Annotated in this window: 11 protein-coding genes; 5 read left to right on the forward strand and 6 right to left on the reverse strand. The window is 67.7% G+C overall.

What is annotated here, in order from left to right:
- Nucleotides 1-31: 31 nt before the first annotated feature.
- The 3 genes from Q7J39_RS15565 to Q7J39_RS15575 all read right to left on the reverse strand — a co-directional run bounded on the left by Q7J39_RS15565 (nucleotide 32) and on the right by Q7J39_RS15575 (nucleotide 5,115).
- A complete protein-coding gene (locus Q7J39_RS15565; protein ID WP_304827032.1) occupies nucleotides 32-853 on the reverse strand; it encodes a flagellin in 822 nt (273 codons plus the stop codon).
- Between the two features lie 385 nt (nucleotides 854-1,238).
- A complete protein-coding gene (locus Q7J39_RS15570; RefSeq protein ID WP_304827035.1) occupies nucleotides 1,239-2,042 on the reverse strand; it encodes a pseudouridine synthase in 804 nt (267 codons plus the stop codon).
- 94 nt (nucleotides 2,043-2,136) lie between these two features.
- Nucleotides 2,137-5,115, reverse strand: a complete 2,979-nt coding sequence (locus Q7J39_RS15575; protein ID WP_304827038.1) for a TonB-dependent receptor — start codon at nucleotides 5,113-5,115, stop codon at nucleotides 2,137-2,139.
- A gap of 168 nt (nucleotides 5,116-5,283) precedes the next feature.
- On the opposite strand from Q7J39_RS15575, the gene Q7J39_RS15580 reads away from it, so the two are divergent.
- Together Q7J39_RS15580 and Q7J39_RS15585 are read left to right on the forward strand one after the other, a co-directional pair.
- Nucleotides 5,284-6,021, forward strand: a complete 738-nt coding sequence (locus Q7J39_RS15580; protein ID WP_304827041.1) for an IclR family transcriptional regulator — start codon at nucleotides 5,284-5,286, stop codon at nucleotides 6,019-6,021.
- A gap of 43 nt (nucleotides 6,022-6,064) precedes the next feature.
- A complete protein-coding gene (locus Q7J39_RS15585; protein WP_304827044.1) occupies nucleotides 6,065-6,883 on the forward strand; it encodes a thioesterase family protein in 819 nt (272 codons plus the stop codon).
- A gap of 4 nt (nucleotides 6,884-6,887) precedes the next feature.
- On the opposite strand, the gene Q7J39_RS15590 is transcribed toward Q7J39_RS15585, so the two are convergent.
- From Q7J39_RS15590 to Q7J39_RS15600, 3 genes are all read right to left on the reverse strand, one after another.
- Nucleotides 6,888-7,385: an NUDIX hydrolase gene (locus tag Q7J39_RS15590; protein WP_304827048.1), complete on the reverse strand. Its 498-nt coding sequence runs from the start codon at nucleotides 7,383-7,385 to the stop codon at nucleotides 6,888-6,890.
- A gap of 4 nt (nucleotides 7,386-7,389) precedes the next feature.
- Nucleotides 7,390-9,573: a S9 family peptidase gene (locus Q7J39_RS15595; protein WP_304827052.1), complete on the reverse strand. Its 2,184-nt coding sequence runs from the start codon at nucleotides 9,571-9,573 to the stop codon at nucleotides 7,390-7,392.
- Nucleotides 9,574-9,677: 104 nt separating this feature from the next.
- Nucleotides 9,678-10,493: an SDR family NAD(P)-dependent oxidoreductase gene (locus Q7J39_RS15600; RefSeq protein ID WP_304827055.1), complete on the reverse strand. Its 816-nt coding sequence runs from the start codon at nucleotides 10,491-10,493 to the stop codon at nucleotides 9,678-9,680.
- A gap of 161 nt (nucleotides 10,494-10,654) precedes the next feature.
- Here Q7J39_RS15600 and Q7J39_RS15605 point away from each other — a divergent pair, with 161 nt between their 5' ends.
- Genes Q7J39_RS15605 through Q7J39_RS15615 form a run of 3 tightly spaced genes read left to right on the forward strand, consistent with a single transcriptional unit; the run spans nucleotide 10,655 to nucleotide 12,657 of the window.
- Nucleotides 10,655-11,230, forward strand: a complete 576-nt coding sequence (locus Q7J39_RS15605) for a DUF2939 domain-containing protein (RefSeq protein WP_304827058.1) — start codon at nucleotides 10,655-10,657, stop codon at nucleotides 11,228-11,230.
- A 58-nt stretch (nucleotides 11,231-11,288) separates the two neighbouring features.
- Nucleotides 11,289-11,669: a VOC family protein gene (locus tag Q7J39_RS15610; protein ID WP_304827060.1), complete on the forward strand. Its 381-nt coding sequence runs from the start codon at nucleotides 11,289-11,291 to the stop codon at nucleotides 11,667-11,669.
- A gap of 58 nt (nucleotides 11,670-11,727) precedes the next feature.
- Nucleotides 11,728-12,657: a hypothetical protein gene (locus Q7J39_RS15615; RefSeq protein ID WP_304827063.1), complete on the forward strand. Its 930-nt coding sequence runs from the start codon at nucleotides 11,728-11,730 to the stop codon at nucleotides 12,655-12,657.
- Nucleotides 12,658-12,764 lie beyond the last annotated feature (107 nt).

The following is a 12,764-nucleotide window of genomic DNA, read 5'->3' on the forward strand; positions in this document are numbered from 1 at the left end:
CGCGCCTTGCGGCGCGGTCCGGCTAGCCGATCTATCTGAACAGGTTCAGCACTGTCGCCGACGAGGTGTTGGCGATCGACAGCGCCTGTACGCCCAGCTGCTGCTTGGTCTGCAGCGAGGTCAGCCGCGCGCTCTCGCGGGCCAGGTCGGCGTCCACCAGGTTGCCCACGCCGGCGTCGATGGAGTCCTGCAGCTTGCCGACAAAGGTCAGGTGGGCGGAGATCGCCTTGGATCCCGTGCCCAGCTTCGACAGCGACGTCGAGACATTGCCGATCGCCGTCCCGACGTCGGTCACCATCTGCTCGGCCAGCGCCTGGGTCCCGACGGACGAGGTGTTGGCGAGCCCGATGCCACCGAGCGAGAGATCCTGGGCCACGACCGTGATCTTCGAGGTACCGTCGTCATTGGCCAGGGCCGCGATGGTCGTGCCGCCGGAACTGATCATGTTCACACCGTTGAAGGTTGCGTTGGAAACCGACTTCGCGACCTGATCCCGCAGGGCCTTAAAGTCCTCGTTGAGGGCGGTGCGCGACGCGGTGTCGAGGCTGGAGTCAGACGCGGCCAGCGCCTTCTCCTTCATCTGCAGCAGGAGGTCGGAGACCGCCTCGCCGCCGGCGATCGCCACGTCGACGGTCGATTGCGAACGCTGGAGGGAGTCGCGGACCGCGTTCAGGGACGAGGAGGTGGCGCGCTGGTTCTGGGCGATGGCCCAGATGGCGCCGTTGTCCTTGGCCGACGCGATCTTCTTGCCCGTGTTGATGCGAGCCTGGACTTCCATTAGCTCGCCACTGGTCTGATTGAGATTCTGTAGAGCGATCATCGCCCCGATATTGGTATTGACGCTATTCGGCATCTTACAAACCCCACATTTTTTAGGTTTCATCCACTATTTTTAATGGACGTGAGCATTTTTGCTCTGCCTTATCTATAACGTGTGAGTCTTTCGGTCCGACTAAGAGAGCATTGAGAAATCGTGAATCGAAATTCGATTGACGACGATGCGGACGAAGTGTCGCATCCAGCAGCCCGAGCGCGCCATCACACCTGCAAACCGAGACCACGCTTGGCGTAACGGCGTTTTGGCGGACGAAGACTCCGGCCGGACTCGCCCCGGACCCTGTGCCGACTCGTCGCCAATCAATTCAAACCTTCGAAATCTTTGACCTGCTCAATTCAAGTCTTCGAAAGCTTTGAGAGAGGCGGCGGCGGCTGCCGGCCAGGCCCGAGAGCCCGGTCGGTCAGGACGATGTCTTGCCGGTCTTCAGTCGTTCGGGATGGGCAGGCGGGTTGATCAGTTCGGCCCGCTCCTGAGCGGTGACGGGACGCCAGCGGCCCTCCGGCAGGTCCCCCAGCTTCAGCGAGCCGATCCGCACCCGCAGCAGATCGACCACATGAAGGTCCACCAGTTCGCACATCCGGCGGATCTGGCGGTTGCGGCCTTCCTTCAGGACAAAGCGCAGCAGCTGGTCTCCGATCAGGGTGACCTTGGCATGGCGCAGCTGGCGCCGGTCCAGCTGCAGGCCGTGGCGCAGCATGGCCAGCTTCTTGTCGGTGATCTGTCCCGTCACCTTGACCCGGTACTCCTTCTCCAGGTCGGACTCCGGGCCGATCACGGCCTTGGCGACAACGCCGTCCTCCGAGAGGATCAGCAGGCCGCGGCTATCCATGTCCAGCCGGCCGACCGGGGCCAGCCGGTTCTCCAGGCTCGGGATCACCGCGTCGGCGCCGAACAGGGCGCCGGCGGTCAGCAGCCGCACGGCCGGAATCTGGTTCGGCTCGGGATGGGCCGAGACGATCCCCACCGGCTTGTTGATCACCACCGTCAGGGTGGATTCCAGCTTTGACTGAGCGCTGTCGCTCAGCACCAGGGTCTGGCCCGGCTCGATCTTGCGACCGGCGTCCTCGACCGTCTGGCCGTCGATGGTCACCAGGCCCTGCAGGATCAGCCCCTCGGCCTCGCGCCGCGAGCACACCCCGCTCTGGGCCAGCCAGCGGTTGACCCGCTGGGGCTCGGCTTCGTCATAGATCTTGGTCCAGGCCATGGCCGCTCTCTAGCAGCCGGCGCCCGGCCGCGCCAAAAAAAGAGGGCCGCCCCTGAAGGAGGCGGCCCAGTCGATGCTCGACTTGGAAGGTCGTCTAGAAGCGCTTGGTGACGCTGAGCTTGTAGGTGCGGCCCAGCGGATTGGCCGTGGCGGGATCGTAGCTGAGGTCCCGGCGGGCGAAGGGCGGATCGGCGTCGAACAGGTTGGCCACCGTCATCGTCGCCGTGGTCTCCCACGGCAGGCGCACGCGATAGGTGACGTCGGTGGTCACGAAGGCGTCCAGCTTGGCGCCTTGCGGCAGGATGTAGCCGAACACCGCGCCGTTGGGCCCGAAGATGTTGGTCCCCCCGAACCGGCCGTCGCGGGCGTCCTGCATCGAGTCGATGTAGCGCAGCGTCGCCCGCACATTGTGGATGTCGCGGCTGTACTCGGCGAACAGGTTGGCGCGCAGCACCGGGAAGGACGAGCCCCCCGCCGTACCGCCGTGCGTGCCGGCCAGTTCCTGGGCGTTCTGGACCTGGATGCCCTCGATGAACGAGGCGCCATTATCGTAGGCCACCAGATAGGAGCCATCGAGACCGAAGTTCATGTCCCCGCCCAGAACGTCGTCGGCCCGGTAGGTGGCTGCGAAGTCGACGCCGGAGGTCTTGGTCCCGGTGCCGTTGATGGTGGTCAGCCGCACCCGCTGGATATTGTTGGGCGCGCAGATCCCCGACTGGAAGGTGAAGCGCGCCACCAGGGACGCGAGACCCGGGGTGGTGCAGCCGTTGGGCAGGGTCGTCGACGCGCCGTTCGGGAAGATGGTGGCCAGCAGGCCGGCCCCGGATTCAGCCTCAATGGTGTCCTTGAAGTCGAAGGACCAGTAGTCGACCGTGGCGTTGAAATTGCCGAACTTGAAGATGGCGCCCAGGTTCAGGGTGTCGGCGGTCTCCGGCTTCAGGTTCGGATTGCCGCGGGTGTCGAAGGCCCGATACCCGCTGGTCTGGGTGATGAAGGCCTGGGTGGTGTTGGCGTCCGGCAGCAGGTTGGACTGGGTCGGCGCGCGGAAGGTGGTGCCGGCCGAGGCCCGGAAGGCCAGCCAGTCGGTGGCCTGCCAGCGGATCGCCAGCTTGGGGTTGGTGGTGGAGCCGACATCGCCGCTGTGCTGCTCATGGCGAACCGCCAGCTGGAACGACAGGTCATCGGTGATGGGAACCTGCAGTTCGCCGAAGGCGGCCAGCACGTCGCCCTCCAGGTCCTGCTGCGAGAGCGGGCCCAGGAAGCCGAACACGCCGTTGCCGAAGCCGGTGGCGCAGGTGGTGACGTTCTGCTCCGGGCAAGGGTTCAGCGCGATGTTGTTGATCGCGTTGACGTCCCGGCTGAAGCCGTTGCCACGGTACTGCGCGCCCGCCGCCCAGCCGATCTTGCCGGCGCCGAAGTCGATGCCGAGCTGGCCGCTGACCACCGCGTCCACCACCGTCAGCGTCGTCTCCGACTGGTAGCCATAGGGCTGGAACAGCCACTGGCCGATGGCCTTGCTGTTGGCGTTGGCGGCCGCTGAGCCCGCGACGTAGTTCGGGTTGACCTCGCCGCTGGCCGCATTGGCCGGGATGCCGGTGGAGAAGGGGTTGTAATAGAGGCAGTTGCCGACGCCGGCGACGCCGCCCTGGACGCCGGGCGCGATCGGATCGGTGTCGCAGCCGGGGCCGCCCAGGCCATTCAGGGCGTAGTAGAGCCGCGCGACCGGGATGTCATAGGTGACGATATCGCTGCGGTTGATCATGTGGGTGGCCGCCACATCCCAGCCGATACCGTTCTCGAACTGGCCGTTCAGCCCCACCGAGACGCGGATGCCGTCGAAGAACCGCTGGTCAGGCTTGGAGTCGCCGGTCAGCGGATTGCCGCCAGCGCCATAGGGCCGCCAGAGCAGGATGTTGGCGGCAGTGAAGCCCGCGGTGTTGATCGCCGTCTGCTGGGTGGTGGTCAGCTGGCCGAATAGGCTGCCCGGCAGGCAGGCCGCGACGCCGGCCGTGCCGCAGAGGCCCGGGTTGCTGCGGGAGATCAGGAACGAGCCCGAGGCCGTGCCCGGACCAAAGGCCTGGGTCGGACCATAGGAGGGCGAAGTGCCCTCATGCGGCACGTCGTGGCTGGCGTAGAGGGCTTCGGCGTGGAACTTGGTGGTCTCGGTCAGGTCCCAGTTGAACTGGGCGTAGAGCTGATAGTGCTCCTCGGTCTCCACCAGATTGTTGAACCGTCCGAACTGGAAGTAGCAGCTCTGCGTGCCGGCCGCCGAGGTGACCAGGGTGTTACCAAGCGCCGTGCAGCCCGGATCGATGATGCGGCTGGTCCCGGAGACATAGGTCCCCGGATTGCCGAAGCCCGACCAGCTGCCGTTTGGGTTCTCCAGATAGGAATTCACCGCCCAGTCGCGCTCGAGGGTGTCGAGCTCCGACCGGTGGCGGTAGCCGGCCGAGATCAAGGCGTCGCCCCGGTCGCCGACCCAGCCATAGTTGGCGCTGATGTTGTAGTCGCCGTCCGAGCCCTCGATGGCCGTATAGCTGCCGGTGACTTCCAGGCCGTTCAGGTCGGTGCGGGTGATGAAGTTCACCACCCCGCCGATGGCGTCGGAGCCGTAGGTGGCCGCGGCGCCGTCCTTCAGCACCTCGATCCGGCCGATGGCGGCGCTGGGGAGCAGATTGGTGTCGACGCCCGATCCGCCGGGTGAGCCGGCCAGCCGGCGCCCGTTCATCAGCACCAGGGTGCGAATGGCGCCAAGCCCGCGCAGGTTGATGTTGCCGGAGCCGGTGGTGGCCTGGCTGGCGAACTGGTTGGTCTCGCCCAGCACGCTCTGCACGCCGGGGATCGACTTGATGATGTCGACCATGGCCGGGGAGCCCTGCTTCTGCAGGTCCTGGGCCGACAGCACATCGACGGGAAGAGCGGCGTCTTCAGGGGTGCCACGGATATAGGAGCCGGTGACGATGACCTCGGCCACCTCGTTGGCGTCCTGCGCCTGGGCCGCTCCGGCGGCGAGACCCGCCCCCAACAGAATCGCGACGGCAGACGCGCCGCGCAGGCTGTCCAATCTCAGCATGGTCTTCCCCTAATAATTCGCTCGCCTCTCACTGGGCGCCGATTGCAAACAGTGTTGTCACCACTTGAACCCAAAGTCCACATCCTGGATTTCTGGTCTATTATTTAGAACTACAAGCCGTTTCGCTATGTGGAACAGCCTGCTAGGCTTCAGGGAGTCGGAGGGGCGATGGACACCACGGTGGCCAAGGGGATGGCGGTTCTGGAGGCCTTGGCGCGCGCCAAGCGGCCCCTGCGTCTGGCCGCCCTGACCGAGCAGCTCGGCCTGCAGAAGAGCAACGTCCACCGGCTGCTGAACACCTTCATGGAGCTGGGCTACGTCCAGCAGGATCCAGAGACCTCCCGCTACTTCGCCTCCCTGAAGACCTGGGAGCTGGGGGCGGGGATCATCTCCACCAACAGCCTGCGTCGCAGCGTGGCGCCCCACCTCCAGGCGATGCAGGAGAAGACCCGTGAGACGGTGATGCTGACCGTGCCGGTGGATGACGAGGTGCTGTTTCTCGACCGCGCCGCCCAGGTCCGCGCCCTCCGCTACCTGCCGCTCAACGGCACCCGGGCCCCCATGGTCTTCACCGCCGCCGGCCGCGCCATCCTCAGCCGCCGGCCAGACCCGCGTGACGCCGTGGCGCGCAGCATCGCCGCCTGCCCCCCCGAGGCGGGATTTGTGCTGTCCCAGGTCCTTGAGGACCTGGAAAAGGCGCGGCGGGACGGTTTTGCGAGCCTGGTCGGCGGCTTCACCCCTTGGGCTCGTGTGGTGGCCGTCGCCCTGCCCGGCCCCGGCGGCGCGCCGGCCGCGGCCATCGCCATCTCCGGCCCCGAGGAACGCATGGCCGGAGACCACCTGGCCGAGGTTCTCGACGTCCTGCTCGCCACCGCCGCCGAGATCGGCGAGGTCAGCCCGGCCTAGGCAGGTCTTCCCTGACCTTGCAGCGGCGGGTTAGAGACCTCCCATGACCCAGTCCGACTCCATCTCGCTCACCCCCGTCTCCGCCGGACGCTGGACCACCTTCGCCGGACCGGAGTGGCAGAACCCCGGAGGCGGGCTGTGGGGCGGCTACGCCATCGGCCTGTTCATCAAGGTGCTGGAGGCCGAGCCCGAGGCGGTGGGCGAGGCCCTGTCCCTGACCCTCACCTATGCCGCCGCCCTGCCCTCGGGCCAGGTGGACATCCGCACGCGGCGGCTGCGGCAGGGCGGTTCGATCGGCGTCTGGGAGGTCGAGCTGCTGGCCGCGGGCAGCGACCAGGTCGGCGTCCACGGCATGGTCACGATGGCCCGGCGACCGGAGACCCCGCCCTTCGCCTTCGCCGTCATGCCCGACGCCCCGGCGCCCGAAAGCCTCCCCAGCCCCGACCACCCCGGCACGCCCCTGCACTATGGGGCCCTGGCCTTCGAGCGCCGAGGCCAGGACACCTTCCCGCCGCAGGTCAGCGGCGATTCCCGCAGCCTCGTCTGGGTCCGCTCGCGCCGCGGACCGTGGGACAAGGCCCTTCTGGGCATGGTCACCGACAACTCGGCCCCGCGCGCCATGTACGCGCTCGGCCGCACCATCAACAACACCACCCTGTCCCTGACGGTCTATCTGCATGCCAGCGTCGAAGAGCTCGCCAAGGTGGGCGACGACTTCATCTTGATCGAGTGCGAGGGCCGGGTCGGCGGCGGCGGCGCCTCGGACGAACGCTCCAGCTACTGGAGCCGCGACGGCAAGCTCCTGGCCACCAGCGAGCAACTGACCTGGTACCGGCCGGTGCAGAGGCGGTCGCCGGAATAGGGTGTCAGAGAAGGCCCGCCTCCAACGCGGCGCGGTGGAACACGGGCTCCCAACCGGGCTCGATCGCCATGACGGAGAGGACCGTGTCGGCCAACACGATCCGTCGGTGGGCGATCTCGAAGCGCGGCTCCCAGGGTAAAGCGTCGACCTCCCCGAGCCAGACTGATCGCACGAGCACCAGCCCCGCCTCCGGGCCCGAGAAGCAGGCCGAACGACAAAAGCCCAAGAGCCTCGCGTCGCCGACGACTGCGCAGGTCTCTTCGAGCACTTCCCGTCTGAAGGTCTCCTCCCAGGTTTCGCCAGGCTCAGGGCGTCCGCCTGGCCAGTCCCAGCGCACGCCGTCGTTGCTTATCAGAATGACCCCGCCATCCTTCGCCACGCAGAAGCCGCACGCGCCATGAGGCACGCCGTCCGGCGCCACCCCCGGCGGATGCCAGGCTGACAACCAATCGCCGCCGTTCGTACGGACGGGAAACGCCTCTCCATCCGCCGCCGGTCTCATGCCCCTACTCCGCCTCCACCGGCGCCAGCTTGCGCCCGAAGAAGTCCAGGGTCGTGCGCATCCGGTGCAGCAGGTGCGTCTGGGTCCAGCCGGCGCGGTGGCGCAGGCCGGGGTACATCATGGTCTCGAAGGTGGTCCCCTGGGCCTGCAGCGCCGCCATCAGCCGGGTGGAGTTGTCGAAGGTGACGTTGTCGTCGGCCATGCCGTGCATCAGCAGCAGGCTTCCGGACTTCAGCCGGCCGACGCGGTTCAGCACGTCGGAATCCGCATAGCTGGCTGGATCGGTCGTCGGCGTGCCCATGTAGCGCTCGGTGTAGTGGGTGTCGTAGAGCGTCCACTCGGTGGGCGGCGCGCCGGCCACCGTGGCGGCGTAGGGGCTGTTCTCCGCCGTCATCAGCAGCAGGCTCATATAGCCGCCATAGGACCAGCCGGTGACCCCGATCCGGGCCGGATCGACGTAGGGCAGCGATTTCAGATAGGCGACGCCCGCCATCTGGTCGTCCACCTCCAGCTTGCCGAGCCGCCGGTCGATGGCGGCCTTGAAGGCCACCGAGCGGTTGGGGGTGCCACGGTTGTCGAGGGAGAAGAGGATATAGCCCGCCTCCAGGTAAAGCTGGTCGGCGGGGTTGTGCCAGAGCTTGCGCACCGTGGCGCTGCCCGGCCCGCCATAGACCTGGACGATCACCGGATAGCGCCTGGCGGGATCGAAGCCGGGCGGGGTGCGCAGCGACCACCAGAGATCCTGGCCATCGGCGGCCTTCACCGTCCCATATGTCGGGGTCCGCAGGCGCGCGGCATAGGGCGCGTAGGGGTGGCTGTGGTTGAGGCTGTTCTCCTCGATCCAGCGGACCAGGCTCCCGTCGGCGTGATAGAGGCCGGTGCGGGGCGGCGTCGCCGGATCCTCGTAGGAGCCGACAAAGGCGCCGCCGGCCTTGGCCATCTTCACCGTCCACCAGCCGCCGGCCGGAGTCAGGGCCTTGGGGTCGCCGCCGCCCTTGAGCGGCGCTTCATAGAGCCGCCGTTCGACGGGATTGTCCTTGAACGCGGTGAAGGTCACCACGCCGCGTGCCTCATCGACGCCGGCGACATCATCCACCGGCCACTGGCCCTGGGTGACGGTCGCGACCCGTTTGCCGGCGGCGTCGTGCCGGTAGAGGTGGCGGTGTCCGCTCTGCTCCGACGACCACAGGAAGCCGCCGTCCTTCAGGGGCCGGAAGTCGTCGGTCAGTTCCACCCAGTGGGGGCTGGTCTCGGTCAGCAGGACGCGGGTCTTGCCGGTGGCGGGGTCGGCGGCCAGCAGGTCGAGCCGGCGCTGGTCGCGGCTCTGGCGCTGGACATAGAGGGTCTTGCCGTCCTTGGACCAGTTGACGCGGGCCAGGTAGATGTCGGTCTCAGCGCCGAGGTCGATCTCCACCCGCTCACCCGTCGCCACGTCTGTGACGAACAGCTCGACCACCGAGTTGGGGCGGCCGACCCGGGGATAGCGCTGATTGACGATGGTGGCCCCGGTCGCCCCGATATCGAGACGCTCCACCACATCAACCCCGGTCTGGTCGACATGGGTCAGGGCGATGCGGCTCTCGTCGGGGCTCCACCAGTAGCCGGTCTGGCGGGCCATCTCCTCCTGGGCGATGTAGTCGGCCGTGCCCCAGGACTTCAGCTCCGTCCCATCGGTGGTGAGCGCCCGTTCCGCGCCGCCCTGCGAGGGCAGGACGAACAGGTTGTCATCGCGCACGAAGGAGACGAAGCCGCCCCTGGGCGAGACCTTGGCGTCGATCTCGTCAGCGGCGGAATTGGTCAGGCGGCTGATCCTGCCGCCCGCCACGGTGTAGAGCCAGAGGTCGCCCTCCACCGGGACCAGGATGAAGCGCCCCTCCTCGTCCCAGTCATAGGCCACCACGCCCCGGGTCTGGACGCCCTGCCGCTCGCGGCGGCTCTTCTCGGCTTCGGAAAGCTCCCGGTCCTCAGGCATCAGGTCGCGCGCATCCAGCAGCAGGCGCGGCTCGCCGCCCGCCACGCCGGCGGCCCAGAGGTCGGTCATCCGTACGTCATCGGCCTTGGCCTTCAGGTAGGTGACCAGGGTCCCGTCCGGCGACAGGGTCACGCCCCGCGCCCGAGGTCCCGTGAGGTCCGGAGCCGCATAGACCCGCTCGGCCGTCAGTTTCTCCGCGTTCGCCGCACCGACCATCAGACCCGCCTACCGCTCCACAAGGCCGGGGATGAAAGGCGTGGTCGGAGCGGTTGGCAAGGGTGAAGCGGAGGGGATGACCACCCCCTCCGCCTCGATCAATCTCAGACCAGTTCGGACGGCTTGAGATTCAGTTCCTTCAACAGCGGCTCGGCATAGTCGACCCGGCCGGTCAGGGTCTTCGGGTCGCCGCTGGCCAGCTGGTAGACCGCCTCGGCGATGTACTCGATGGGTTGCACACGGTCCTTGGACTGCTCGTTGATCAGGCCGTGTACCGCCACGCCAGGGGTGTCCACCAGGCCCGGCGACACCACGTTGACCGCGATGTTGTCGGCATAGACCTCCGACGCCAGGCCGGTGGAGAACCGCTCCAGGGCCGCCTTGCACAGGCCATAGACCGTGCCGCCGCGGCCGCCGCGATAGGGCTTGGCGGGGTGGATGCCGGCGGGCGAGGAGATGTTGACGATGTGGCCGGCCTTGCGCTCGATCATCGAGGGCAGGACCAGCTGCGACAGGTGGAAGGGCGCATAGACCTGCACCTCCATCATCAGCTTGAAGCGCTTCTCGGTGAACTCCACCACCGGGGTGAAATAGGTGATGGCGGCGTTGTTGATCAGGATGTCGATGGGGCCATAGGCGGCCACCGCCTCCTCCACCAGACGCTCCCGCTCGATGGCCTGAGCCAGGTCGGCCTTGATGAAGGTGGCCTCGCCGCCGGCCTTCTTGATGCGCTCGACGGTCTCCATCAGGGTGCCGGGCAGGCGGCTCTCGCCGTCCTGGGCGGTGCGGGCCGAGACCACGACCTTGGCGCCCTCCATGGCCAGGCGGGCGGCGATGGCCTCGCCGATGCCGCGGCTGGCGCCGGTGACCAGGGCGACCTTGCCCTTCAGATTTCCATTGGGGTTGATGCTGGCGGCCATGAAATAACGCCCTCCCTGGGCTTTGTTATGGTTCAAACAATGCGCAAACCTCGCGCTCTTGAGCCGCCCGCGCAAGCCTCTGGCTCGCCTTCTGGGAGGAACCTCTAGGAAGCTTGGCCGCTCATGGTAATCATCGTGCGACTTCAGCGAGGCTTCAGCCCATGTGGCGGACCATCTTCAACCTGATCCTGGTCCTGCTGATCGGGGCCTGCGCAGCCTTCGTCGCCGCCCCCTGGTTCGCCTTCCGCGCCTTGAAGGCCGACGCCCGCGACGGCGACGCGCAGGGCCTGGCCGAGCTGGTGGACTACGACGCCGTGCGCGCGACCCTGAAGACCCAGCTGGGCCCCACCCCCCATGCGACGACCGCGCCCGCCCCCACCATCTGGACCGATCCCATCGGGGCCATGAAGCGGGCGCTCGAACCCCTGACCCCGCCGCCCCCGGCCGTGGAGCGCTATGTCAGCGTCCAGGGCCTGCACGACCTGACCCGCGGCTATGAGCCCGGCAAGGCGCCCCCCGAGCCGCCCATGCCCGACAACCTGTCCGACCAGGTGTTAAGCGCTGTCCAGGAACCCTGGCCCTCCCTGCGCTACTGGGGTCCCAACCGCTCGCGCTTCGTGGTCCGCGCGCCCGACGCGCCCACCCGAGAGACGGTCTTCACCTTCCAGCGGCGCGGCTGGTTTGAGTGGAAGCTGGTGCAGATCCGCCTCCCGGCCAAGGATCAAGCTCAGCCATAGTTCTTGTTTTGTTCTCTCGCTCTGCTAGGCTGGCCGCCAACCAGAGAGGGAGAATTTCATGACCATCGGATACGTCACCATCGGGGCGCTGGATGTCGCGGATTCCCTGCCATTCTACGACGCCGTGCTCGGCGCCATCGGCTATCACCGCGCCTTCCTGGACGGCGGCTGGGCCGGCTACGGCCCCAAGGACGGCGACGCCAACACCTTCATCTGCCCGCCCTTCGACGGCGAGCCCGCCCGGCCCGGCAACGGGATCATGGTGGGCTTCCTGGCGCCCTCCAAGGAGGCGGTCGCCGCCGCCCACGCCGCGGCCATCGCCCATGGCGGCGCCGATGAGGGCGCGCCGGGCCCCCGCCCCGCCGACTCCACCAGCTTCTACGGCGCCTATGTCCGCGACCTGACCGGCAACAAGCTGTGCATCTTCACCAAGCCTTAGCTTGACCGGCGGCGGGGTCGGTCGGATCGTGCCGGCCTCGTCATTCCGGAGCCAAGCCATGCGCATCGCCGCCGCCCTCGCCTGCGCCCTGATGGCCGGCGTCCCGCTGACCGCCCAGGCCGGGGCCTGCAAGGCCTGGAGCGCACCGGTCCTGGCGGCGTCCATCTCCTCCAAGCCCATCGACGAGGCCAGCGGTCTGGAGGCGTCGCGAGCCTATCCGGGTCGGCTCTATCACCACAATGACTCCGGCGATGATTTGCGGTTCTTCATCACCGACATGACCGGCGGCGACCTGAAGATCGTCAACCTCAAGGGTCCGAAGCCGGCGGATATCGAAGAGATGTCCCTCGGCCCCTGCGGGTCGAAGACCTGCCTCTACCTCGGCGACGTCGGCGACAATGCCGGCGCCCGCTCGGAAGTCAGCTTCACGGTCCTGCTTGAGAAAAAGACCTATGCCGCGATCGAGACTCCCCTGCGGGTTGTCCGCGCCCGCTATCCGGACGGGCCACGCAATGTCGAGGCCTTCGCCCTGCACCCCAACGGCGACCTCTTCGTGGTCACCAAGCCCGTCGACAAGCAGATGACCAATCCCGGCCCCGCCTCTGTCTATCGGCTGTCGGCCAACCAGCTGCGCCAGACCGACGGGGTCCAGGTCTTCGCCAAGCTGGGCCAGCTGGACCTGCCGAAACTGCTACCCGACCTGCCCTTCCCCGGTTGGATCCCCACCGGCCTGGACATCAGCCGCGACGGCAAGCGCGCGGTGCTGCTGACCTATATGGCGGTGGTGGAGCTGGGCTTCGACCTGGCCCGCGGCGTGCCGGCCACACTGACCGCCGGCGACAATGTCTCGGTGTTCCGCGCCCCGCCCCTGGCCCAACAGGAAGCCATCACCCTGCTGCCCGACGACAGCGGATTCCTCTACGACAGCGAGGCGGCCCGAAAAGCGCCGACCTTCCCGCTGAACAAGGTGATCTGCACGGCGCGGTAATCGCCACCTGGTGTCATCCCGGAAAGCGCGTTTGCGCTTGTCCGCGACCCAGACGCGCGGGGCGTGCCGGATGCGTCGGTGAATATGGGTCCCGGTCTTCGCTACGC

The sequence above is a fragment of the Phenylobacterium sp. genome, assembly GCF_030651185.1.
Classification (GTDB): domain Bacteria; phylum Pseudomonadota; class Alphaproteobacteria; order Caulobacterales; family Caulobacteraceae; genus Phenylobacterium.

Bases quoted from the DNA above. Each gene is read 5' to 3' on its own strand.
- Q7J39_RS15580 (WP_304827041.1), top strand. From the start codon at position 5,284: ATGGACACCACGGTGGCCAAGGGGATGGCGGTTCTGGAGGCCTTGGCG.
- Q7J39_RS15575 (WP_304827038.1), bottom strand. From the start codon at position 5,115: ATGCTGAGATTGGACAGCCTGCGCGGCGCGTCTGCCGTCGCGATTCTG.
- Q7J39_RS15600 (WP_304827055.1), bottom strand. From the start codon at position 10,493: ATGGCCGCCAGCATCAACCCCAATGGAAATCTGAAGGGCAAGGTCGCC.
- Q7J39_RS15610 (WP_304827060.1), top strand. From the start codon at position 11,289: ATGACCATCGGATACGTCACCATCGGGGCGCTGGATGTCGCGGATTCC.
- Q7J39_RS15565 (WP_304827032.1), bottom strand. From the start codon at position 853: ATGCCGAATAGCGTCAATACCAATATCGGGGCGATGATCGCTCTACAG.
- Q7J39_RS15615 (WP_304827063.1), top strand. From the start codon at position 11,728: ATGCGCATCGCCGCCGCCCTCGCCTGCGCCCTGATGGCCGGCGTCCCG.
- Q7J39_RS15595 (WP_304827052.1), bottom strand. From the start codon at position 9,573: ATGGTCGGTGCGGCGAACGCGGAGAAACTGACGGCCGAGCGGGTCTAT.
- Q7J39_RS15605 (WP_304827058.1), top strand. From the start codon at position 10,655: ATGTGGCGGACCATCTTCAACCTGATCCTGGTCCTGCTGATCGGGGCC.
- Q7J39_RS15570 (WP_304827035.1), bottom strand. From the start codon at position 2,042: ATGGCCTGGACCAAGATCTATGACGAAGCCGAGCCCCAGCGGGTCAAC.
- Q7J39_RS15590 (WP_304827048.1), bottom strand. From the start codon at position 7,385: ATGAGACCGGCGGCGGATGGAGAGGCGTTTCCCGTCCGTACGAACGGC.
- Q7J39_RS15585 (WP_304827044.1), top strand. From the start codon at position 6,065: ATGACCCAGTCCGACTCCATCTCGCTCACCCCCGTCTCCGCCGGACGC.